The following is a 22,932-nucleotide window of genomic DNA, read 5'->3' on the forward strand; positions in this document are numbered from 1 at the left end:
GTAACCTAATTTTATTGCATCTAGCAAAATTTTTATAAATTGTAATTCTAATAACTAACTAAAACTTAAAATTATGAACGAAACAACGACCAGTAAACCACCTATTTGGTTTTGGATTGTAAGTGTTATTGCGCTTATTTGGAACCTATTAGGTGTTGGTGCTTATTTAGCACAAGCATACATGGATGAAGAAACGCGTGCTGCCTTAACAGAAACCGAACGTAGCATGTATGAAAATTTACCTGCTTGGTATACTGCAGTATTTGCTATTGCTGTTTTTGCAGGCACTTTAGGTTGTATTACTTTATTATTAAGAAAAAAATGGGCATACATTATTTTCTTAATTGGAGCAATAGCAGCAATTATTCAAATGAGTTATGTAGCCTTTTCTTTACAAATGGCAAATGCAATGACGCCAATGATTATAATTGTTGCAATTGCACTTCTTTGGCTAGCTAAGCATGCAACCAAGAAAGAATGGATTTCTTAAACAACCACTATTTAACTAACTAACAAAAAAGGCATCTAAAGAATAGATGCCTTTTTTACTACTGTTATTTTTCTCTAGATTTTAAAACGGAAACAATATCCTTTAGTTTAAACCCTTTAGCTTGAAGAAGCATTAAGTAATGAAACAGTAAATCTGCACTTTCATTAAGGAATAAATCATCGTTATTATCCATAGCTTCAATAACCACTTCAACAGCTTCTTCTCCTACTTTTTGTGCTACTTTATTAATACCAGAAGCAAATAAGGAAGCAACATAAGATTTTTCTGAATTGCCATCCTTTACTCTACTTTCGATAGTGTTTTCTAGTTTAGAAATAAATACGAAATCATCTTGATTTTCTTGATTCCAACACGTACCAGATCCTGTATGACAGGTTGGGCCTATAGGGTTTACCTGAATGAGTAAGGTATCGTTATCACAATCTAGTTTCAAATCTACTAGATTTAAAAAATTACCACTCTCCTCACCTTTTGTCCAAAGGCGTTGTTTGGTTCTACTAAAAAAAGTAACCTTGTTTGTTTCTTTTGTTTTCTCCAAAGCTTCTGCATTCATATACCCTAACATTAAAACATTTTTTGTTGTTGCATCTTGAATGATTGCTGGTACTAATCCGTCGTTATTTTTATTAAAATCTATATTCATTGAAACTTATTATTTTCATTTCCGAAATACGGTAACTTATTCCTTTTATTTAAACACTATGGTACTTATTATAAAATCACTTTTTACAAAATAAAATGCCTATTACAATCTTACTGCTATTTTATTAGCTTTTAAATCTTGTTTTAAATCTTTTATTTCAATTTCTGCAAAATGAAACACACTAGCTGCTAAAGCTGCATCTGCATTTCCTTTTTGAAAAGCATCTACAAAATGCTGTATATTTCCTGCTCCTCCTGAAGCGATTATGGGTATATTTAATTCTCTAGAAAGCTTCGCTAACGCATCATTTGCAAAACCATCTTTAGTTCCATCATTATTCATAGAAGTAAAAAGTATCTCACCTGCACCACGTTTTTCTGCTTCTTTTGCCCAAGAAAACAAGTCTAATTTAGTAGGAATACTTCCTCCTGCTACATGTACAATCCAATCTTCATTAATCTGTTTTGCATCAATAGCAACAGTTACGCATTGACTTCCAAATTTGTTAGCCAACTCGTTTATTAACTCTGGACGTTTAATTGCAGATGAATTAACAGAAACCTTATCTGCTCCACATTTTAAAAGCGCATCGACATCTGCAATAGAAGAAATCCCTCCGCCAACAGTAAACGGAATATTTACATGTTCAGCTACTTTTAGGACCATATCTAACATGGTTTTTCTTCCTTCTAAAGTTGCCGAAATATCTAAAAAAACTAACTCATCTGCTCCTTTTAAAGCATATTGTTTTGCTAATTCTACAGGATCTCCTGCGTCACGTAATCCTTTAAAATTTATTCCTTTTACTGTTCTACCATCTTTAATATCTAAACATGGAATAATTCTTTTTGTAAGCATATTGTTACTGTATTTCTAAATCGGATAATTTGATATTTCCTTCGTATAATGCTTTGCCAATAATTACACCTTCGCAACCTATTTTTTCTAATACATTAATATCCTCTAAAGAGGTTACTCCTCCAGAAGCGATTAATTTAATAGCGCTATCTGAACTAGATAAAATATTTTTATATAATTCTATCGAAGGGCCTTCTAACATACCATCTTTAGCAATATCTGTACAAATTACATATTGTATACTTTTTTTCTGATATTCTTTTATAAAAGGAATTACTTCTAAATTGCTTTCTTCGGTCCAGCCACTAATCGCTATTTTTTCGTTTCGACAATCTGCCCCTAAAATAATTTTTTGAGCACCATATTTCGTTATCCAACCATTAAAAGTATCTGTATCTTGTACTGCTATACTTCCACCTGTTATTTGTCTTGCTCCAGAATTGAAAGCAATATGTAAATCTTGATCCGCTTTTAAACCACCACCAAAATCAATTTTAAGGTTAGTTTTAGATGCAATTTGCTCTAACACCTTATAGTTTACAATATGCTTCGCTTTTGCACCATCTAAATCGACTAAATGCAAATATTGAATTCCTGCTGCTTCAAATTGTTTGGCTACTTCTAACGGGTTTTCATTGTATATTTTCTTGGTATTGTAATCCCCTTTGGTAAGACGGACACATTTTCCTTCGATGATATCTATTGCTGGTATTATTCTCATATTCATTTTCCACGAAAGTGGAAATCTATTTTAATTAAACTTTTATTTGTAATGTAGCCTTTCGACTGCCCTCAAGTTGATATTTATCTTTCTTTATAGCTTCAAGAAATTCTTTAAAATTTCTTCTCCTGCTATGCTACTTTTTTCTGGATGAAATTGCACACCATAAAAATTATCTTTCTGCAGTGCAGATGCATAAGCAAGACCATAGTTTGTTGTTGCAATAGCTTCATTGCAGTTTTCTGCATAATAACTATGAACAAGATACATGAACTCTTGGTTTTTAATTCCTTTAAATAAATCCGATTTTAAATCGGAAATCGTATTCCATCCCATTTGTGGGACTTTCACTGTATTTTCAAAGCGTTTTACCTGTACATCAAAAATACCTAAACCTGTGGTATTACCTTCTTCTGTAGCTTTACAAAGTAATTGCATACCTAAACAAATCCCTAAAACAGGTTGTGTTAATGTAGGTATTAAAGCATCTAAAGTACTTTCTTTAAGCATTTGCATAGCACTACTTGCTTCACCTACTCCAGGAAAAATAACCTTGTCTGCGGCTTTTATTTCTTCGGGATTATTAGATAGAATAGCATCATAGCCTAAACGCTTAAAAGCAAATTGTATGCTTTTGATGTTTCCTGCTCCATAATCTATAATTACAATTTTCATTTTTTTGGCTTTTACTTTTTAAAGCATTCCTTTAGTGCTTGGTAAAATCATTTTTTCCACATCGCGTTTTACGGCTACTTTTATTGCTTTTGCAAAAGCTTTAAAGATGGCTTCAATTTTATGATGCTCATTGGTACCTTCTGCTTTAATATTTAAGTTGCATTTTGCTCCATCTGTAAAAGACTTGAAGAAATGCATAAACATTTCGGTTGGCATTTTACCAATCATTTCCCGTTTAAAATCTGCTTCCCAAACCAACCAGTTTCTTCCACCAAAATCAATTGCTACTTGTGCTAAGCAGTCATCCATTGGTAAACAAAAACCATAACGTTCTATACCTAATTTATTACCTAAAGTAGTTGCAAAAAGTTCCCCTAAAGCAATTGCTGTATCTTCAATAGTATGGTGCTCATCTACTTCTAAATCCCCTTTTACTGTAATATTTAAATCTAATTGTCCGTGACGTGAAATTTGGTCTAACATGTGATCGAAAAAGGCAATTCCTGTATCAATATTGCTTTTTCCTGTACCATCTAAATTAAGATCGATTTGTATTTTAGTTTCGTTGGTATTTCTAGTAATTCTTCCTGTTCTAGCATCCGTTTTTAATAAAGCATAAATAGCTTCCCAATCATTACTTTCTAGAGCTATAAAAGCATCTAAAGATTCTCTTTTTACAGTAATTTCATCGGTTCCCAAGTTAGTTTCATCATTAATGAAAATTCCTTTAGCCCCTAAGTTTTTAGCAAGTTCAATATCTGTTAAGCGATCACCAATAACAAAAGAATTTGCTAAATCATAATCTTCAGAAAAATACTTTGTAAGCAATCCTGTATTAGGTTTACGTGTTGGTGCATTATCTTTTGCAAAGGTTCTATCTATAAATTGCTCATTAAAAACAATACCTTCTGCTGCAAAAGTTTTAAGAATAAACTCATGAACTGGCCAGAACGTATCTTCTGGATACACTTCTGTACCTAAACCATCTTGGTTGGTAATCATCACGATTTCAAAATCTAATTCTTTAGCAATTTTACTTAAATATTGAAATACTTTTGGGTAGAATTCTAGTTTTTCAAAACTATCAATTTGTTCATCTGCAGGCTCTTTTATAATTGTCCCGTCACGATCTATAAATAATACTCTCTTTTTCATTATAAACTTTTTAATGCTTGAATTAGTGTTTGGTTTTCTTGCGCTGTACCAACAGTAATACGCAAACAATCTTCGCATAATACTTGATTGCTTCTATTTCTAATTACAATATTTTTATCTATTAATTGCTGGTATCTTTGGTTAGCATCATCTACTTTAAGTAATAAAAAATTAGCATCTGATGGATATATTTTTGAAATATATGAAACGTCTTTAAGCGCAGAAATTAAAAGACTTCGTTGTTCTTTTATATTGTTAATTTCTGAGGTAACCGCTTCCATATTTTGCAAACGACTTAATGCTTTTTGTTGCGTTAATGCATTAACATTATAAGGTGGTTTTATTTTGTTAAGAATGGCTATTATTTCCGCGGAAGCGTAACAAACACCTAAACGAATTCCTGCCATACCATAAGCTTTAGACAAGGTTTGTGTAATAATTAAATTAGGAAACTCTGCAAGTCTTTGCATCCAACTAATGTTTTCAGAAAAGTCAATATATGCTTCATCAATAACTACCAATCCAGGGAAATTATTTAATAATGTTTCCACCTCTGAAGTGTTGAAACTATTTCCTGTTGGATTATTTGGTGAACATAAAAACAAGATTTTACTCTTGGTGTTAGCTGTTTCTAAAACCTGTTTTACTGCGGGTTGAAACTCCTTAGTTAATGCTATTTTATTGTTTTGTATCGCATTAATATTGGCTAAAACACTATACATTCCGTAGGTTGGCGGTAATGTTATAACGTTATCTTGATTAGGCTCACAGAAGGCTCTAAAAATTAAATCTAACACTTCATCGCTTCCGTTACCTAAGAGAATATTAGCAACCGATATGTTATTTATTTTAGATAATTCCTGTTTCACAAGGTTTTGCTGTGGATCTGGATATCGATTTACGTTTGTACTAAAAGGATTTTCATTCGCATCTAGAAAAACCATTTCTTGACTAGAAGCTGTATACTCATCCCTTGCAGAAGAGTATGGTTCTAGAGACTTAATCGTTTCTCTAGTAATGTTATTTATGTTGAAATTTTGTTTCATGTTTTCTTTATATGGAGACCTCTTTACTTTTCTCGAGGTAACAAAAACTCTTATTTTAAATCTTTTAAACGAATAGATACTGCGTTTTTATGTGCATCTAATCCTTCGGCTTCAGCCATTAATTCAATCGTATTACCAATATTTAATAATCCTCTTTTTGTAATTTTTTGAAAAGTAATACTTTTTAAAAAGCTATCTAAATTCACTCCAGAATATGCTTTACTAAAACCATTTGTAGGCAAAGTATGGTTGGTTCCTGAAGCATAATCTCCTGCACTTTCTGGTGTGTAATTACCAATAAAAACAGAACCAGCGTTTGTTATATTATCTACAAAAAAACTGTTATTTTTTGTCGCAATTATAAGGTGTTCTGCTGCATATTCATTTACAAAATCTAAAGCATCCTCTGCTTCTTCTAGTAAAATAGCTTTAGCGTTTTGTAATGCCTGAGTTGCTATTTCTTTTCTTGGTAATTCCTGAAGTTGTTTTTCAATTTCATTAGTAACATCTGTAATCATTGATTTAGTATCTGACACTAAAATAACCTGACTATCAGTACCATGCTCAGCCTGACTTAACAAATCGGAAGCCACATAAGCAGCATTTGCAGATGCATCTGCCATAACTAACAGTTCACTTGGTCCAGCAGGCATATCGATTGCTGTTCCGTATTTTGTAGCCAATTGTTTTGCTACCGTTACGAATTGATTTCCTGGTCCGAAAATTTTATACACTTTAGGAATACTTTCTGTACCAAAAGTGAATCCTGCAATAGCCTGAATACCTCCTACTTTAAAGATTTTAGTTACACCACAAAGTTGTGCTGTATATAAAATTTCGTTTGCTATTTTACCTTCTTTATTTGGAGGTGTACATAGAACAATTTCTTTACAACCTGCAATTTGTGCAGGAACAGCAAGCATTAAAACAGTAGAAAATAAAGGTGCAGTACCTCCTGGTATATATAAACCTATTTTTTGAATGGCACGTTTTTCTTGCCAACAGCTTACTCCTTCTGTAGTTTCTACTTCAACTTTATTGGTTTTTTGTGCAGTATGAAACTTTTTAATATTTGCTTTTGCTTTATTAATTGCTTCCTTTAAATGTTTTGGTACTTTATTAGATGCTTCTTCTATTTCTGTAGTAGAAACCAAAATATTTTCTATGGCTACACCATCAAATTTATTTGTATACTTAGCAATTGCTGTATCTCCATTTTTAGAGATATCGTTAAATATTTCGGTTACTGTAGCCTCAATATCACTTACCTTTTGTGTTGGCCTTTCTTGAATGTCTTGCCAATCTTTTTTATTTGGGTTTTCTATTATTTTCATTGTTTCAACTTAAAAAAATAGTATTAATTAAGATACTTATATTACCATGTTTTCTATTGGGCAAACTAAAATACCTTGTGCGCCTTTAGCTTTTAATTCGTCAATAATTTCCCAGAAATCATTCTTATTAATTACAGAATGAATAGAACTCCACCCAGATTCTGCCAAAGGAAGAATGGTAGGACTTTTCATTCCTGGAAGAATATTTTTAATTTCTTCAACTTTATCATTTGGTGCATTTAATAGCACGTATTTATTTTCTCTTCCTTTTAAAACAGCTTGCAATCGAAATTGAATTTTATTTAAAATGCTTTTATTTTCGTCTGAAATTAAAGGAGAAACTGCAAGAACTGCTTCCGATTTAAGAAGTACTTCAACCTCTTTCAATCCGTTTTTAAACAAAGTGCTTCCGCTAGAAACAATATCTACAATAGCATCTGCTAAGCCTATATTAGGAGCAATTTCAACAGAACCATTAATTATGTGCAATTGTGCATCTACATTATTTTTCTTTAAAAATTGATTTACCGTATTTGGATACGATGTCGCTATGCGTTTGCCTTCTAGATCTTGAATAGATGTGTAAGAAGCAGATTTAGGTATAGCAATAGATACTTTGCATTTTGAAAACCCTAATTTTTCTACTACAGGAATGTCTTCTCCTTTTTCAATTAGTACGTTTTCACCAATAATAGCAGCATCTACGATACCATCTTTTAAGTATTGAGGAATATCTCCATTTCTTAAATAAAACACTTCTAAAGGAAAGTTTCTAGCAGAAGCCTTAAGTTGATCTTTTCCATTATCAATAGAAACGCCAATATCTTTTAAAAGTTTAAGGGAATCTTCGTTAAGTCTACCTGATTTTTGAATTGCAATTCTTAATTTACTCATACTGTTTGCCCACAAAAGTGGATGTTTTTTTAATTAGTTATCTAATTTTGTTGGAGTAAATCGATTGGAAATAAAAAAAACCGTTTGATCTACTCAAACGGTTTTTAAAATATGTTGGTTTTATTCAATACATTTTTAGCTCGCTTGATTGCCAGTAGTAAAATGATGATGATGTAATTGAATAAAATTCATGTTCTTTTTTTGTCTGTACAAATATTTGTAAAATATAATTACAAATCCAAACCTTTTGTGATATTTTTATTGATTACCAAGTATAATAGGCATTCCTGAGTCTCCAGAACCAATAACGATCACTTTGCTATTAGGAGATTCTGATAACTTAACTGTAGCTTCAATACCTTTATCTTGAAGAATTTTGTCGGTTAACGATGCACTTAAAATACGATTAGATTCAGCTTTACCTTTAGCATCAATAATTACTTTTTGAGCCTCTTTTTCTGCTGTAACTAATCTAAATTCATATTCTAAAGATTCTTGTTCTTGTTTTAATTTACGTTCAATAGCTTCTTTAATAGTAATTGGTAATTTCACATCTTCTACTAAAACTCTTTTAACTGTTAAAAATTGACCATCTAGTAAAGTAGTTACTTCTTCTAAGATTTCTTGTTCAATAACATCTCTTTTACTGGAATATAATTGTTCTGGTGTATAACGCCCAACAACACTTCTTGCTGCAGCATTTACAGCAGGATCCAATAACTCTCTTTCGTAATCTGCCCCTTTTGTTTTTATTAGTTTCCCAAGGTTTGAAAATTCTGGTTCATACCATATTGTTCCGTTTACTTTTACTTCTAATCCGTTAACGGAAAGCACATTCATTTCATCGGAAACAGATTGTTGACGCACTCTGTGTACTAACATATCATTCCACGGTGCAACAATATGAAACCCTTCTCCATAAGTACGTTCGGTGTTAATACCATCTCCAAAACGTTCAAATAAAACACCTCCTTCTCCAGGACCAATAGTTACGGCTGATTTAGATATTAAAATAATTAGTAATACGAGCCCTATAATAAAAGGCATTGCAATTTTAGGTAATTTATCCATGTTTGTTTTTTATATTAATCCGTTATATTTTCTTAAAAACCACTCTAAAGCTAAACTTAAAATTAGTAAAACTAGTAGGTATTTAAAATCGATTAAAGGTACAACATTTTTACTGCTTTTCTGTATTGTAGCAAAGCGTTCATCATTTAATAAATCTGTAATCAACGTATTGGTATTTGCAATAAAGTAACTATTTGCCTTTGTATTTTTAGCTACTTGTTGAAGCTTTACGACATTAGCATTTAAAAATTGTTGTTCAATATTATATTCTAAAATTTGAAAAGTACCTGATTTCGATATGTTTTCGTTAGTTGCTTTTACAGTAAAGCTATAATCTCCAGCAGGTAAATTACTTAAATCTACTTGATAATTATTTCCTTTTAAAATTAAAGGAAAGGTATTAGTTGTTTGTGATGTTTTATTTTTTATAAAAATATTTAGTGCTTCTTTTGCATCAAATTCATAGTTTTTATTGAAAAATTGTGCCTTTACAATAACATTTGAGTTTCCTTGATAAAAAGACTCGAAATCTACATTTAATCTGTTTTTTCTTTTATTAGAAGCTAAATACTGAATAATCTTACCCATAAAATTATCAAAACGATTAAAGGTATTATTGTTTAAATAGCTTTGTGCTCGCCATTTCCAGATATTTTCGCCAAAAAGAACAGCTTCTCTCCTACTATTTGTCTCAAAAGTTGCAAGCAAAGGTTCTTGGGTTTCTAGACTTCCTACTTTTTTATTTAACATAGTCTCCATTGGAATAGAAAAAGTAGCATTACCAAAAGAAGATTGTAAAGGAGGAAAAGATTGAAAATCTAAATCGTCAATAATAAATGTATTATAATTGGTGTTTAAATCTGGTTGGTATTCTTCGGTTTGTTTTACAACATCCTGTTCAAAATCACTTTGAATTGCATTTATAAAAGTATAGTCGGTTTTTGTTCCTAAAACTAAAAACGTATTCGCATTGTTTTGTTTTAAACTTTCAAAAACTAATTTAAAGTTATTATTTGGCTGATACAGTATAACTAATTGATAATCATTTTTTTGTAATAAATAATCATTTGGAGACACTATAGATACCTCTCGTTGTTCATTACTTTCTATGCTCTTTTTAAAAGTTCCTAAATCTGGATGCATAATATCGCTAATAATAGCAACATTTGTTTTCTGATCGATCACTTCTACTGCAAAATTCTTATAATTATTAATGGTGTTTTTTTCGTTTTCTATTGGAAGAATTTGCGCTTTATACAATTGTACTCCTACTCGATTAGCAGGCAAAGTAAAGTTTAAAATTTTTGAATTTGATGTTTTATTGAAGCTTAGGTTTTGCGAATACACTGTAGATTTACCAGATGTAACTACAAATTTTGAATCTATATTATTATGGCCATTGAAAGAAATAATAACCTCTACTGGGAATTTATTTTTTAAAAAAGCATATTTGTTTACATTAAGTTGCTGGATTTTTAAATCGGTATATGTAATTGTATCTCCAAGTATAACAGGTAAAATTGGTTGTTTTACTTTTTCAGCTGAAAAAACATAGTCGTTTCCATAGGTTTGATTTCCATCTGTTATTAAAAGTATTGGAGAAGTTGTGTTTTTATAGATTTGCGAAAATTCTTTAAAAGCCTTATCTATATTTGTTTGTTTTTCTACAAAACCTAAAGAGTCTAATGGTTCTATATGGTTTCCGAAGGAGAAAAAATCCAGATTAAACTTTTCGCTTAATGCTGTATTACTTTTAATAGATGCAACGAGTTGCTGCACATTATCTTCCTTATTTAAATGCACAACAGATGCAGAATTATCAATTGCGACTACTAAATTAGGTTTTTCGGTATAGTAGTTTACTTTTTCAAACTTAGGATTGATTAGTAATAATAAAAGTAAAAAAACAGAAATAAACCGCAAAAATGCATAAAGCATATTGTTTTTACTTGTTTTTTTCGCTTTTACCTTATACTGAAAAAGCGCTAGTAATAGCGCTATAATTCCAGATAGTATAATGTATAAAATTGTTTCTGTTTGCATAAAAGATTCTTCGACAAGCTCAGAATGACATTTTCTAATTTATTAGGTTAGCATTCCTCCATCTACGTTTATGGTTTGTCCTGTAACGTAAGCAGACATATCGCTTGCTAGAAAAACACAAACATTAGCGATATCTTCTGGTGTACCACCACGTTTTAAAGGGATTGCATTTCGCCAACCTTTAACAGTGTCTTCATCTAATTTTGCTGTCATTTCGGTTTCAATAAAACCTGGAGCAATCACATTGCTTCTAATGTTTCTAGAACCAAGTTCTAAAGCTACAGATTTTGAAAAACCAATAATTCCTGCTTTTGAAGCGGCATAATTGGTTTGTCCAGCATTTCCTTTAACACCAACCACAGAACTCATATTAATAATAGAGCCTTTACGTTGTTTAAGCATGGTACGCTGTACAGCTTTAGTCATATTAAATACCGATTTTAGGTTTACTTCTATAACCTTATCAAAATCTTCTTCACTAATACGCATTAAAAGATTGTCTTTAGTAATTCCTGCATTATTAATAAGAACATCTATACTTCCAAATTCTTTAACTACTTCTTCAGCAAGTTTTTGAGATTCTTCAAAATTTGCAGCATTACTTTTATATCCTTTAGCTTTAATGCCAAAAGTGTTTAATTCTTTTTCTAATGCATTAGCTGCTTCTACAGAAGAGCTATACGTAAATGCCACATTTGCACCTTGTTGTGCAAAAACCTGAGCAATTCCTTTTCCTATTCCTCTACTCGCTCCTGTTATTATGGCTGTTTTTCCTTCTAATAATTTCATATTTAGTAACTACTTTTAATTAGCTTCCTTATTTTCAAAGGAATGATAATTTTAATATTTAAACTTTAATGTGCTTTTTAAAGTATATTTTTATATTCAAATATAATAAATACAAACTGTATCAAATAAAAAAACCTCACAAAATAATGTGAGGTTTTTAACATGTATATGTATGCTGCTTAGCCTAAAACTTCAGCAACTTTTTTTCCTATTTCTGCTGGTGAATCTACCACGTGAATACCACAAGCTCTCATAATTTTCTTTTTAGCTTGTGCAGTATCATCACTACCACCTACAATTGCTCCTGCGTGTCCCATTGTACGTCCTGCAGGTGCTGTTTCTCCAGCAATAAAACCTACAACTGGTTTTTTACTTCCACTAGCTTTGTACCAGTTAGCAGCGTCTGCTTCTAATTGTCCACCAATTTCACCAATCATTACAACAGCTTCTGTTTCAGGATCGTTAATTAACAATTCAACAGCTTCTTTAGTTGTAGTTCCAATAATAGGATCTCCACCAATACCAATTGCAGTCGTTATACCTAAACCTTGTTTTACTACTTGGTCTGCAGCTTCATAAGTCAAAGTTCCTGACTTAGACACAATACCCACTTTACCTTTTTTGAAAACAAATCCTGGCATAATTCCAACTTTTGCTTCACCCGGAGTAATAACTCCCGGACAGTTAGGTCCTATTAATCTACAATCTCTATCATTAATATAAGCAGCTGCTTTGATCATATCTGCAACTGGAATACCTTCTGTAATAGTAATAATTACTTTAATCCCTGCATCTGCAGCTTCCATAATAGCATCAGCAGCAAAAGCTGGTGGTACAAAAATAATGGTTGTGTCTGCGCCTACTTTTTCTACAGCTTCAGAAACCGTATTAAAAACTGGTCTATCTAAATGTGTTTGACCACCTTTTCCTGGAGTAACACCACCAACAACATTTGTTCCGTATTCAATCATTTGACCAGCGTGAAAAGTACCTTCACTACCAGTAAATCCTTGAACTATTATTTTTGAATCTTTATTTACTAAAACGCTCATTTATATTTAGATTAAAATTGTTTAATATATATTTAAGAATATCTTTACTACGATTTAGAATTCTTACTGCAAAAGTAAGTTTTTGAAAAGAAAATATAAAGTGATTTGTATTTTTATTTCTTAAAAAGAATTTATGCTTTCTGAACTACTATCTGCTAGTTGACTCATTTGAAAACCTTTAATTATTTTGTCTCCTTTTACTTCCCAGATAGTGGAGAAATGAGCCAAAGGCATTTCCTCATTAGGATTTTCAATAGTTGTAACATGCGAAGTATAACGTATAGCTACAAAGTTCCCATCCTGTAACAGATGACTAGTTTCAAAACGTAACGTGTTATACATTTTTCTAACCTCTTCAAAAACTACTTTTAAAGCGTTAAAATCTAAAACATTAAACCCTTTACTACTATGCCAACTTAAAGTGCAATCTTTATGAAAACAAAGATTTACAGCTTCTGAATTATTTGCTAAATCGGAACTATAAAATTTTTGAACAACTTCTTTAGGTGACATTTATTTGTTTTTTAATTGTTTTACAATTTCAGGAATTTTCTTGATATAAGCTAATTCTTTTAATTTAACTCTAGATTCTTCGATTGGAGTACCAAAATAAGATTTTCCGCCTTCAATAGATTTTGTAACTCCAGTTTGACCAAGCACAACAGCCTTGTCTCCAATTGTAATACCACTTGTTGTACCAACTTGCCCCCAAATGGTCACTTCGTCACCAATAATACAGCAACCAGCAATACCAGTTTGCGATGCTATTAAGCATTTTTCTCCAATAATAGTGTCGTGTCCAACTTGAATTTGATTGTCAAGTTTTGAACCTTCACCAATGGTAGTATCTCCTGTCACTCCTTTATCTATTGTACAAAGCGCACCGATGTCTACATGATCTTTAATTACAACTCTTCCTCCAGATATTAAAGGATCAAAGCCTTCTGGTCTTTTTTTATAATAAAAGGCAGAAGCGCCTAAAATAGTTCCTGCATGTATAGTAACATTATTACCAATTACAGTATCATCGTAAATACTTACGTTGGAATGAATGATACAATTTTCACCAACAACTACATTATTACCTATAAAACAATTTGGTTGTATAATAGTGTTTTTTCCAATTTTTGCTGAAGGAGAAATAGCTACATTACTAGATTGAAAAGGTTTAAAGTGTTTTGTGATTTTATTAAAGTCTCTAAAAGGATCATCGCTAATTAGTAATGCTTTTCCTTCTGGACATGCAACTTCTTTATTGATTAAAACAATTGTTGCTGCAGATTCTAATGCTTTATCGTAGTATTTAGGATGATCTACAAAAACAACATCACCAGCTTCAACCACATGAATTTCATTAATCCCAAGAACGGGAAAATCTGCATTACCAATATATTTACAGGTAATTAAATCTGCAATGTTTTTAAGTGTTTGTGGCTTTGGGAATTTCATATATTCAGTTTACAGCTTTCAGTCTCAGTTTTCAGTATTGTTAACTGAGACTGAGACTGTAAACTGAATTTTATTCTTTTACACGTTCTTTATACGTTCCTTTTTCTGTTTCCACTTTTATCTTATCTCCTTCATTAATAAATAATGGCACATTAACAGTTGCTCCTGTTTCAACAGTTGCTGGCTTTGTTGCATTAGTAGCTGTATTCCCTTTAACTCCTGGCTCTGTTGCTGTTATTTCTAATATTACACTTGCAGGTAAATCTACAGACAATGGCATATTGTCTTCTGCATTAATCTGTATAGTAACGACCTCTCCTTCTTTCATTAAACCAGGATTGTCTAGCGCAGACTCTAAAAGTCTTATTTGAGAATAATCTGCTTCATTCATAAAATGATAAAATTCACCATCGTTATACAAATATTGAAATTTATGCGTTTCTACACGAACATCATCTAATTTATGTCCTGCCGAAAACGTATTATCTAATACTTTTCCACTAGTTACACTTTTCATTTTTGTTCTAACAAAAGCTGGGCCTTTACCAGGTTTTACGTGTAGAAATTCAATAATTTTATAAATATCATTATTATATTTAATACAAAGTCCGTTTCTAATATCTGAAGTTGTTGCCATAGTATTTCCCACGAAAGTGGGTATTTTTTTAATTAATAAATTTTAATTTGATTTGAAGTATCCTTTCATAATACCACGATGTGAATTCTTAATAAATTGAAGAATTTCATCACGTTCATGTGTTGCTTCCATTTCTGCTTCAATTAAATCGGAAGCCTGTGTGTTATTATAATTTTTTTGATATAACATTCTGTATATATCTTGTATTTCTCTAATTTTTTCGGTGGCAAAGCCTCTTCTTCTTAACCCTACAGAATTAATTCCTACATAGGATAAAGGTTCCCGACCAGCTTTAACAAAAGGAGGAACATCTTTTCTTACTAAAGAACCTCCAGTTACAAAAGCATGATTTCCAATAGAACAAAATTGATGTACCGCTGTCATTCCTGCTAATACTACATAATCACCAACTGTTATATGTCCTGCTAATGTACTATTATTAGAAAAAATGCAATTATTACCAACCACACAATCATGAGCTATATGACAGTAAGCCATTATTAGACAATTGTCTCCAATTACCGTTTTCATTTTATCTGTAGTACCACGATTAATAGTTACACATTCTCTAATGGTAACGTTATCACCAATTACTGTTAATGTATCTTCGTCTTTATATTTTAAGTCTTGCGGTACACCAGAAATTACTGCACCAGGAAAAATATTACAATTTTTACCTATTCGAGCTCCTTCCATGATAGTTACATTACTACCGATCCAAGTTCCTTCACCAATTATCACATTATTGTGTATGGTTGTAAAGGGATCAATTACTACATTTTTAGCAATTTTTGCTCCTGGATGTACATACGCTAAAGGTTGATTCATTTTATAAATATTTATATTACAAAGCGACAAAATTGGTCGCTTTTCACTTTCAAACTTCAATAATTATTTTGAAATCTGCTAGATTTGTATCGTTATTTTATTTTAGAAATTTGCGCCATTAATTCTGCTTCTGCACATAATTTTCCATTAGCGTACGCATAGCCTTGCATATGACAAATACCTCTACGAATTGGAGTAATCAAATCACATTTAAAGATTAATGTATCCCCAGGAACTACTTTTTGTTTAAACTTAACTTTATCAATTTTCATAAAGAAAGTTAAATAGTTTTCTGGGTCTGGAACTGTACTTAACACAAGTATCCCACCTGTTTGCGCCATAGCTTCCACTATTAAAACGCCTGGCATAACTGGTGCTCCTGGAAAGTGACCTTTAAAAAACTCTTCGTTCATGGTCACATTTTTCATACCAAGTACATGAGAATCACTAAGCTCAAACACTTTGTCTATCAACAAAAACGGTTGTCTATGTGGTAACATATCCATTATTTGGTTGACATCCATTAAAGGTTGTTGATTTAGGTCTACCGCAGGAACATAATTACGCTTTTCGTTTTTTATAATTTTAGCCAGTTTTTTGGCAAATTGTGTATTTACATAGTGCCCAGGTTTATTCGCTATAATTTTACCTCTTATTCTGGTTCCAACTAATGCTAAATCACCTATAACATCTAACAATTTGTGTCTAGCCGCTTCATTTGGATGGTGTAGCGTTAAATTATCTAAAATCCCATTAGATTTCACTGCAATTGCCTCTTTATTAAAAGCAACCTTAAGTTTTTCCATAGTTTCGGAAGACAATTCTTTATCTACATAAACTATTGCATTATTTAAGTCGCCACCTTTAATTAATCCGTTTTCCAAAAGCATTTCTATTTCATGTAGAAAACTAAAAGTTCTGGAATCTGAGATTTGTTCTTTAAAATCTGAAATATGATTTAAAGTAGCATTTTGAGTACCTAAAACTTTGGTGCCAAAATCTACCATAGTAGTAATTTGATATTCTTTAGAAGGCATTACTAGAATTTCACTACCAGTTTCTTCGTCTACATAAGAAATAATATCTGTAACTACATATTCTTGCCTAATTGCATTTTGTGCTACAATTTCTGCTTTTTCTAGAGCCTCAATAAAGAATTTCGAAGAACCATCCATAATTGGTGGTTCGGAAGCGTCTAACTCGATAAGAACGTTGTCTATATCTAAACCTACTAAAGCAGCAAGTACATGCTCACAGGTTTGAATAGTAACACCGTTTTTTTCCATGCAAGTACCACGTTGTGTATTTGTAACATAGTTTGCATCTGCCTCTATTATTGGCTCTCCTTCTAAATCGATACGTTTAAAACCAAATCCGAAATTCTCTGAAGCCGGTTTAAATGTTAGTTTCACATCCTTTCCAGTATGTAAACCTACACCACTTAAAGACATTTCATTTTTTATTGTCTTTTGCTTAATACTAGTATTAACTATTGCCATCTACTTTTTTTTCGATTTCACTTATATTTTTTACAATCTTTGGAAGGTTTTTGAAATATACATATGATTTATTCCAATCTCCATAATTAAAAGAAGGAGAACCTTGAAGCGTCTCATTATCTTTTACGTTTTTACCAATTCCAGATTGTGCTTGTACTCTTACACCATTTCCTATGGTTAAATGTCCTGCAATACCAACTTGACCTCCAATCATACAATTCTCGCCAATTTTAGTTGACCCAGCAATTCCTGTTTGTGCAGCAATTACAGTGTTTTTACCAATTTCTACATTGTGCGCTATTTGTATTTGGTTATCTAGTTTTACACCTCTTTTAATTAAGGTAGAACCTAAAGTCGCTCTATCTATTGTTGTTCCTGCTCCAACATCTACAAAATCTTCAAGAATAACGTTTCCAGTTTGTGGTACTTTAGTAAATTCTCCTTTTTCGTTTGGTGCAAAACCAAAACCATCTGCTCCAATAATTGCACCAGAATTAATAACACAATTTTTACCTATAATACAATCGGAATACAATTTCGCTCCTGCATAAATTATAGAATCATTATCTATTGTAACATTATCTCCTATATATACATTTGGATATATTTTTACATTTTCACCAATAGTTACATTTTCACCAATGTATGAAAAAGCTCCAATATACACCGTTTCTGGATACTTCACAGATTCTGAAATATAAGATGGTTTTTCTACACCTACTTTATTGTTCTTTGCTAAATTGTAATATTCTAACAATTTAGAGAATGCTTTATAGGCATCTGCTACTTTTATTAAAGTAGTATCGATGCTATTTTCAGGCTCGAAAGTTTTATTTACTATGGTTATAGATGCTCTAGTTGAATATATATATGGTGTGTATTTAGGATTAGAAAGAAACGTTAATGATCCTTCTGTTCCTTCTTCGATTTTTGAAAGTTTAGATACTTCAACATCTGGGTTACCAACAATGTCTCCTTCTAAAATTCCTGCAATTTGTTCTGCTGTGAATTTCACACTTTTTTGTTTAGTTTTTTGTAATTCTAGCAAAAATAAGAAAAATGTGCTAAAGTTTTTGTTTTGGATAACATATATAATATTTAGTCACTGGTTTTGAAAGTGCTTTTAGGTTTAATTGATCGGAAGCTTTCACGATATCTTCTATCTTTCCGTTTTTATGTAATATATTAATTTTTTGTTTTTTTTGTTGATATGCTTGATTTGAAATCTCTCCTGTAAACACAAAATAAGAAGCTTCTTCTTCCGAAATTTGAAATTTCTCTATAAGCGTCTGCTTGTGTAAGTTTAAATTTTCTGTTTTAATTTTTTTCTTTTTCAGCTTCACCTTCAGCAAATCTCTATTTATTATCATTTCACATAGATTTTTCAACACAAAATCCTCATGAAACTGCCAAGCTTTCATTGCAGAAATAATATCATAATCATCTAGCATTGCAAAAGTGTTTAATGTTTCCACATTAAAATCATTTAAAGAAATTTCATTTTTTAAAAAGTACTGTAAAGGTTTGCTCGCATCTAATTTTACTCCTTTAAAAGTCAGTTCTTTTGCTCTTTTTAAAACTCTAATCAATAACTGTTCTGCAGCTAAACTCGTTTTATGTAAATACACTTGCCAATACATTAAGCGTCTAGCTACTAAAAATTTTTCGACACTATAAATCCCTTTATCTTCTACTACAAGCACATCGTTTACCACATTAAGCATGGTTATTAAACGTTCACTATTTATATTGCCTTCTGCGACTCCTGTATAAAAACTATCGCGTTTTAAATAATCTGCTCTATCCATATCTATTTGACTAGATATTAACTGGCACATAAACTTTCTATAGTATTCGCCTTTAAAAATTTTAATGGCTAAAGTTAAACTTCCGTTAAACTCTGCATTTAAAGTTTCCATAAAAAGCAACGAAATTTCTTCATGGGATACATTATTAACGATACTATGTTCCATTGCATGAGAAAATGGTCCGTGACCAATATCATGTAATAAAATAGCGACTAACAATGCGTTTTTTTCGTCTTCAGATATTTCAACACCCTTAAAACAAAGCACTTGTATTGCTTTTTGCATTAAATGCATGCAACCTATAGCATGATGAAAACGTGTGTGATGCGCTCCTGGATATACCAAGTAAGACATGCCCATTTGGGTAATTCTACGTAGCCTCTGAAAATATTTATGTTCAATTAAATCGAATATTAGCGAATTAGGTATAGTAATAAATCCGTAAATTGGGTCGTTTAATATTTTAAGTTTGTTTTTAGTATGCAAGCTTTACTTTTTTACAATTATATAAACAAATATACATGAACAATATAAATATTCTTTGGGTTGACGACGAAATCGATTTACTTAAACCTCATATTATCTTTCTGGAACAAAAAAACTACAAGGTAACTACTTGTAAAAGTGGTACAGAAGCACTAGAAATTTTAGATGACACCAATTTTGATATTGTTTTTTTAGACGAAAACATGCCAGGACTTACCGGACTAGAAACTTTAAATGAAATTAAAGAAAGAAGAGATACACTTCCTGTGGTGATGATAACCAAAAGTGAAGAAGAATATATAATGGAAGAAGCTATAGGTAATAAAATAGCAGATTACCTTATTAAGCCTGTAAACCCCAACCAAATATTATTAAGTTTAAAGAAAAATTTAGATCACTCTAGATTAGTCTCTGAAAAAACGACTTCAAATTACCAACAAGAGTTTAGAAAAATTGCTATGGATTTATCTATGGTGAACTCTTTCGAAGAATGGGCAGCACTATACCAAAAGCTAATTTATTGGGAGTTACAATTAGAAGATATTGAAGATATTGGTATGTTTGAAATTTTAGAATCCCAAAAAAACGAAGCAAACACTCAATTTGGTAAATTTATTGATAAAAATTATCCTACTTGGTTTGATGCTCATACAGATGCACCAATCATGTCTCATACTTTATTTAAAGAAAAGATAGCTCCAGAAATAAGCAAAGAACAACCTACCCTATTGGTCGTTATAGATAATTTGCGGTATGACCAATGGAAAGCTTTTGAACCTATAATAAACAACTATTATAAAAAAGAAAAAGAACTTCCTTTTTACAGTATTTTGCCAACAGCAACACAATACGCTAGAAATGCTATTTTTTCTGGTCTAATGCCTAGTGATATGGAGAAATTACATCCAAATTACTGGAAAAACGATACAGATGAAGGTGGTAAAAATTTACATGAAGCTGATTTTCTAAGAGAACAATTAAAACGCTTAGGTTTATCGAACTTAAAACATGAGTATTATAAAATTACTAATTTAAAAAATGGAAAAAAGCTTGTCGATAATTTTAAAGGACTAAAAGACAACGATCTAACTGTTGTTGTTTACAACTTTGTAGATATGCTTTCGCACTCTAAAACAGAAATGGATGTTGTAAAAGAACTCGCTTCTAATGATAAAGCTTACAGGTCTTTAACTCAAAGTTGGTTTAAAAATTCTCCCTTACTAGAAATGATACAACAAGCGCAACAGATGGGCTTTAAATTAATATTAACAACAGATCATGGTACTATTAATGTAAAAAACCCTTCTAAAGTTGTTGGAGATAGAGATACAAGCTTAAACTTAAGATATAAAACAGGAAGAAGTTTAACTTATGAAGACAAAGACGTATTAGTAGCAAAAGATCCCAAGAGCATTCATTTACCCTCTCTATCCATGAGTAGCTCTTTCATATTTGCAAAGAATGATTTGTTTTTTGCTTACCCAAATAATTACAATCATTACGTAAGTTATTTTAGAAATACATATCAACATGGAGGTGTTTCATTAGAAGAAATGATCATTCCGTTTGTAGTATTAAACCCCAAATAACGATAGACGTAATACGTTTTAAATCGATGAAATACATAAAAATTAGTTTTTAATGAAATATTTGCTTAATATTGCATGTTTAATTTAAGATAGGTTTGGAGTTAAACTACACAATTAACGATCTTGATAAAGTTGTTAAAACACTATTAAAAAATAGTGATAGTAAAATTATTTTATTTCATGGTAGCATGGGAGTTGGCAAAACAACACTCATAAAGGCCTTAGTTAAAGCTATAGGAAGTACAGATGAGGTACAAAGTCCAACCTACTCTTTAGTTAATGAATATCGATATAATAATGCAAGTATTTTTCATTTTGATTTATACCGAGTTAATACAATTGATGAACTATACAATTTTGGCTTTGAAGAATACGTACAACAAAACCAATGGGTTTTAATAGAATGGCCAGAATTAGCTGTAGAATTTATGCCTGAAAATACTACAAATGTATTTTTAGAACTAAATGAAAATGAAAGTAGAAAGATTATAATAAAGTAACCTAAATCTATATAAAATAATGATTGAGTAAGTAAATTCTTACGTGTTTTTTATGATTCTTACTTGTTTTATGGATAATCCGTAAGCAAAAAAGCGAATTTTGTTAATTTTAACATAATTTTAACATTTAGCACAAAATTGAGAGTCAGTGTTTATATAATTTTAATGTATTAATTAATTTAATCCCTTATAATTATGAAAACTAAAAAGTATTTAATTGCAATTGCAATTTTCGGAGGAGTATTGTTTACAGCTCAAGCAACAAATCTTATTGACATTGATGGACAAACCACAACAGAAGTTGAAAAAAGTAAAATTAAAATACCAGGAAGAAGCCGTTAAAAATAATGGAGTGGTTTTAGGTAGTATTATTGCTACTTTAATCGCTTTAACTCCTTTTATATTTAACTTATACGAAAGTGTCCCAAATGTAAAAGTTTGGGACACTTATTTTTTTACATATGATAGTTCATATTATGAAAATATTGCTGTTCTTGCATGGACATTAACAGGAAAAGTAGTTCCATTATTTTTAATAATAATTTGGTTCTTCACTTGTCGCCATTGGTGGTACCATACTTTGCTAATTCCAATAGGAATGTTTATTTATCAAATAATCATTGTGCTCGATGATGATTTAAAATTTGCCGATCAAAAAGAATGGTTAATATTACTACCAATAATGGTCATTATTATCCCTTCCATTTATTTAATAAGAGCAAAAATGTTTGACAAATTAAACACAGCAAACAAAACGTTAGAAGACTTAGAAGCAGAATTTACCGTTAGACCTAAAACAGTTTGGGGAAAAGTGAAGCAGTATTTTTAACATTCTTTTTTTAGATAAAACCTACACCAGAAAAGCAATTATTTTAATACAAAAACCTCGTAAATTTACATTACGGTTTTTCCGTAATTATAATTTATTTGTATATTTATAGAATATTTTCTTCGTAAACCGAATACAAATAAATTACATGAGCAAAACAATCCACAGAATAATGCTAGTTATCAAACACTTAGGTATTAGCGCTAGACAATTTGATATTTCTATAGGTACTGCAAATGGCTATATATTACGCATGCAAAAGAACAATGCATCTGTTGGAAGTGATGTTATAGAGCGAATTGTACAATTATATCCACAAATAAATTTAGTTTGGCTAATTACTGGTCAAGGAGAAATGTTATTAGAAGATCCTAAAAAGAAATCCAGTAAAACAAACCTTGAAATTGAGCAATATATAAATGAAAGGTTAAGTGAAAAATGGAGTACTGAAAAAAAACAGCTTTTAGATGAGATTTTAATGGAACTAAAAAACATTGACACGAAATAAACTTATT

Annotated in this window: 25 protein-coding genes; 6 read left to right on the forward strand and 19 right to left on the reverse strand. The window is 31.1% G+C overall.

Translation table 11 applies throughout. The features are described 5' to 3' along the window. Positions 1–73: 73 nt before the first annotated feature. Entirely contained in the window at positions 74–490 is a 417-nt protein-coding gene (locus tag ACVC3Y_RS11035) for a hypothetical protein (protein WP_303423517.1), read from the forward strand. Between the two features lie 64 nt (positions 491–554). Here ACVC3Y_RS11035 and hisIE read toward each other — a convergent pair whose 3' ends face one another. From hisIE to ACVC3Y_RS11130, 19 genes are all read right to left on the reverse strand, one after another. After that, the gene (gene hisIE / locus ACVC3Y_RS11040; protein ID WP_452226919.1) at positions 555–1,154 is read right to left on the reverse strand and encodes a bifunctional phosphoribosyl-AMP cyclohydrolase/phosphoribosyl-ATP diphosphatase HisIE; all 600 of its coding nucleotides are present in this window, start codon (positions 1,152–1,154) and stop codon (positions 555–557) included. Positions 1,155–1,256: 102 nt separating this feature from the next. Then, positions 1,257–2,012, reverse strand: coding sequence for an imidazole glycerol phosphate synthase subunit HisF (gene hisF / locus ACVC3Y_RS11045; protein ID WP_303423521.1), 756 nt, complete (start codon positions 2,010–2,012; stop codon positions 1,257–1,259). Positions 2,013–2,016: 4 nt separating this feature from the next. After that, positions 2,017–2,733 carry a 1-(5-phosphoribosyl)-5-[(5-phosphoribosylamino)methylideneamino]imidazole-4-carboxamide isomerase gene (hisA, locus tag ACVC3Y_RS11050; protein WP_303423523.1) on the reverse strand — a complete coding sequence of 239 codons (717 nt, stop codon included), beginning with the start codon at positions 2,731–2,733 and terminating at the stop codon, positions 2,017–2,019. A gap of 93 nt (positions 2,734–2,826) precedes the next feature. After that, positions 2,827–3,408: an imidazole glycerol phosphate synthase subunit HisH gene (hisH, locus tag ACVC3Y_RS11055; RefSeq protein ID WP_452226920.1), complete on the reverse strand. Its 582-nt coding sequence runs from the start codon at positions 3,406–3,408 to the stop codon at positions 2,827–2,829. Between the two features lie 18 nt (positions 3,409–3,426). Next, positions 3,427–4,563, reverse strand: coding sequence for a bifunctional histidinol-phosphatase/imidazoleglycerol-phosphate dehydratase HisB (hisB, locus tag ACVC3Y_RS11060; protein ID WP_452226921.1), 1,137 nt, complete (start codon positions 4,561–4,563; stop codon positions 3,427–3,429). Then, on the reverse strand, positions 4,563–5,609 hold the full coding sequence (gene hisC / locus ACVC3Y_RS11065) for a histidinol-phosphate transaminase (RefSeq protein ID WP_452226922.1): 1,047 nt from the start codon (positions 5,607–5,609) through the stop codon (positions 4,563–4,565). Before hisC ends, hisB begins: the two co-directional genes overlap by 1 nt. Before the next feature lie 50 nt (positions 5,610–5,659). After that, entirely contained in the window at positions 5,660–6,943 is a 1,284-nt protein-coding gene (gene hisD / locus ACVC3Y_RS11070; protein ID WP_303423531.1) for a histidinol dehydrogenase, read from the reverse strand. Between the two features lie 36 nt (positions 6,944–6,979). Continuing rightward, positions 6,980–7,837, reverse strand: a complete 858-nt coding sequence (hisG, locus tag ACVC3Y_RS11075) for an ATP phosphoribosyltransferase (protein ID WP_303423533.1) — start codon at positions 7,835–7,837, stop codon at positions 6,980–6,982. 258 nt (positions 7,838–8,095) lie between these two features. After that, complete coding sequence (locus ACVC3Y_RS11080) at positions 8,096–8,908, reverse strand: prohibitin family protein (protein ID WP_303423535.1); 813 nt, start codon at positions 8,906–8,908, stop codon at positions 8,096–8,098. Positions 8,909–8,917: 9 nt separating this feature from the next. Further along, entirely contained in the window at positions 8,918–10,951 is a 2,034-nt protein-coding gene (locus ACVC3Y_RS11085; RefSeq protein ID WP_452226923.1) for a VWA domain-containing protein, read from the reverse strand. 42 nt (positions 10,952–10,993) lie between these two features. After that, positions 10,994–11,740, reverse strand: a complete 747-nt coding sequence (fabG, locus tag ACVC3Y_RS11090) for a 3-oxoacyl-[acyl-carrier-protein] reductase (RefSeq protein ID WP_452226924.1) — start codon at positions 11,738–11,740, stop codon at positions 10,994–10,996. Positions 11,741–11,919: 179 nt separating this feature from the next. Beyond that, positions 11,920–12,792, reverse strand: a complete 873-nt coding sequence (gene sucD, locus ACVC3Y_RS11095) for a succinate--CoA ligase subunit alpha (protein WP_303423541.1) — start codon at positions 12,790–12,792, stop codon at positions 11,920–11,922. 120 nt (positions 12,793–12,912) lie between these two features. Further along, a complete protein-coding gene (locus ACVC3Y_RS11100; RefSeq protein ID WP_303423543.1) occupies positions 12,913–13,305 on the reverse strand; it encodes a nuclear transport factor 2 family protein in 393 nt (130 codons plus the stop codon). Continuing rightward, positions 13,306–14,241 (reverse strand): UDP-3-O-(3-hydroxymyristoyl)glucosamine N-acyltransferase, encoded by a 936-nt coding sequence (locus ACVC3Y_RS11105; RefSeq protein WP_303423545.1) that lies wholly within the window; start codon positions 14,239–14,241, stop codon positions 13,306–13,308. Between the two features lie 70 nt (positions 14,242–14,311). Continuing rightward, positions 14,312–14,878, reverse strand: coding sequence for an elongation factor P (gene efp / locus ACVC3Y_RS11110; protein ID WP_303423547.1), 567 nt, complete (start codon positions 14,876–14,878; stop codon positions 14,312–14,314). A 42-nt stretch (positions 14,879–14,920) separates the two neighbouring features. Next, complete coding sequence (gene lpxA / locus ACVC3Y_RS11115; protein WP_303423549.1) at positions 14,921–15,706, reverse strand: acyl-ACP--UDP-N-acetylglucosamine O-acyltransferase; 786 nt, start codon at positions 15,704–15,706, stop codon at positions 14,921–14,923. Between the two features lie 92 nt (positions 15,707–15,798). Continuing rightward, positions 15,799–17,205: a bifunctional UDP-3-O-[3-hydroxymyristoyl] N-acetylglucosamine deacetylase/3-hydroxyacyl-ACP dehydratase gene (locus tag ACVC3Y_RS11120; protein WP_452226925.1), complete on the reverse strand. Its 1,407-nt coding sequence runs from the start codon at positions 17,203–17,205 to the stop codon at positions 15,799–15,801. Continuing rightward, positions 17,192–18,220, reverse strand: coding sequence for a UDP-3-O-(3-hydroxymyristoyl)glucosamine N-acyltransferase (gene lpxD / locus ACVC3Y_RS11125; protein WP_303423553.1), 1,029 nt, complete (start codon positions 18,218–18,220; stop codon positions 17,192–17,194). Before lpxD ends, ACVC3Y_RS11120 begins: the two co-directional genes overlap by 14 nt. A 49-nt stretch (positions 18,221–18,269) precedes the next feature. After that, entirely contained in the window at positions 18,270–19,499 is a 1,230-nt protein-coding gene (locus tag ACVC3Y_RS11130) for an HD domain-containing protein (protein ID WP_452226926.1), read from the reverse strand. A 35-nt stretch (positions 19,500–19,534) separates the two neighbouring features. On the opposite strand from ACVC3Y_RS11130, the gene porX reads away from it, so the two are divergent. The 5 genes from porX to ACVC3Y_RS11155 all read left to right on the forward strand — a co-directional run bounded on the left by porX (position 19,535) and on the right by ACVC3Y_RS11155 (position 22,925). Beyond that, positions 19,535–21,088, forward strand: coding sequence for a T9SS response regulator signal transducer PorX (gene porX / locus ACVC3Y_RS11135; protein ID WP_303423557.1), 1,554 nt, complete (start codon positions 19,535–19,537; stop codon positions 21,086–21,088). Between the two features lie 95 nt (positions 21,089–21,183). Beyond that, a complete protein-coding gene (gene tsaE, locus ACVC3Y_RS11140) occupies positions 21,184–21,588 on the forward strand; it encodes a tRNA (adenosine(37)-N6)-threonylcarbamoyltransferase complex ATPase subunit type 1 TsaE (protein WP_303423559.1) in 405 nt (134 codons plus the stop codon). A 195-nt stretch (positions 21,589–21,783) separates the two neighbouring features. Next, a complete protein-coding gene (locus ACVC3Y_RS11145; RefSeq protein ID WP_452226927.1) occupies positions 21,784–21,930 on the forward strand; it encodes a hypothetical protein in 147 nt (48 codons plus the stop codon). Next, positions 21,890–22,417 carry a hypothetical protein gene (locus ACVC3Y_RS11150; RefSeq protein WP_452226928.1) on the forward strand — a complete coding sequence of 176 codons (528 nt, stop codon included), beginning with the start codon at positions 21,890–21,892 and terminating at the stop codon, positions 22,415–22,417. Before ACVC3Y_RS11145 ends, ACVC3Y_RS11150 begins: the two co-directional genes overlap by 41 nt. Positions 22,418–22,565: 148 nt before the next feature. Continuing rightward, positions 22,566–22,925: a hypothetical protein gene (locus ACVC3Y_RS11155; protein WP_452226929.1), complete on the forward strand. Its 360-nt coding sequence runs from the start codon at positions 22,566–22,568 to the stop codon at positions 22,923–22,925. The last annotated feature ends 7 nt before the right edge of the window (positions 22,926–22,932 follow it).

The sequence above is a fragment of the Lacinutrix cladophorae genome (genome assembly GCF_053604645.1).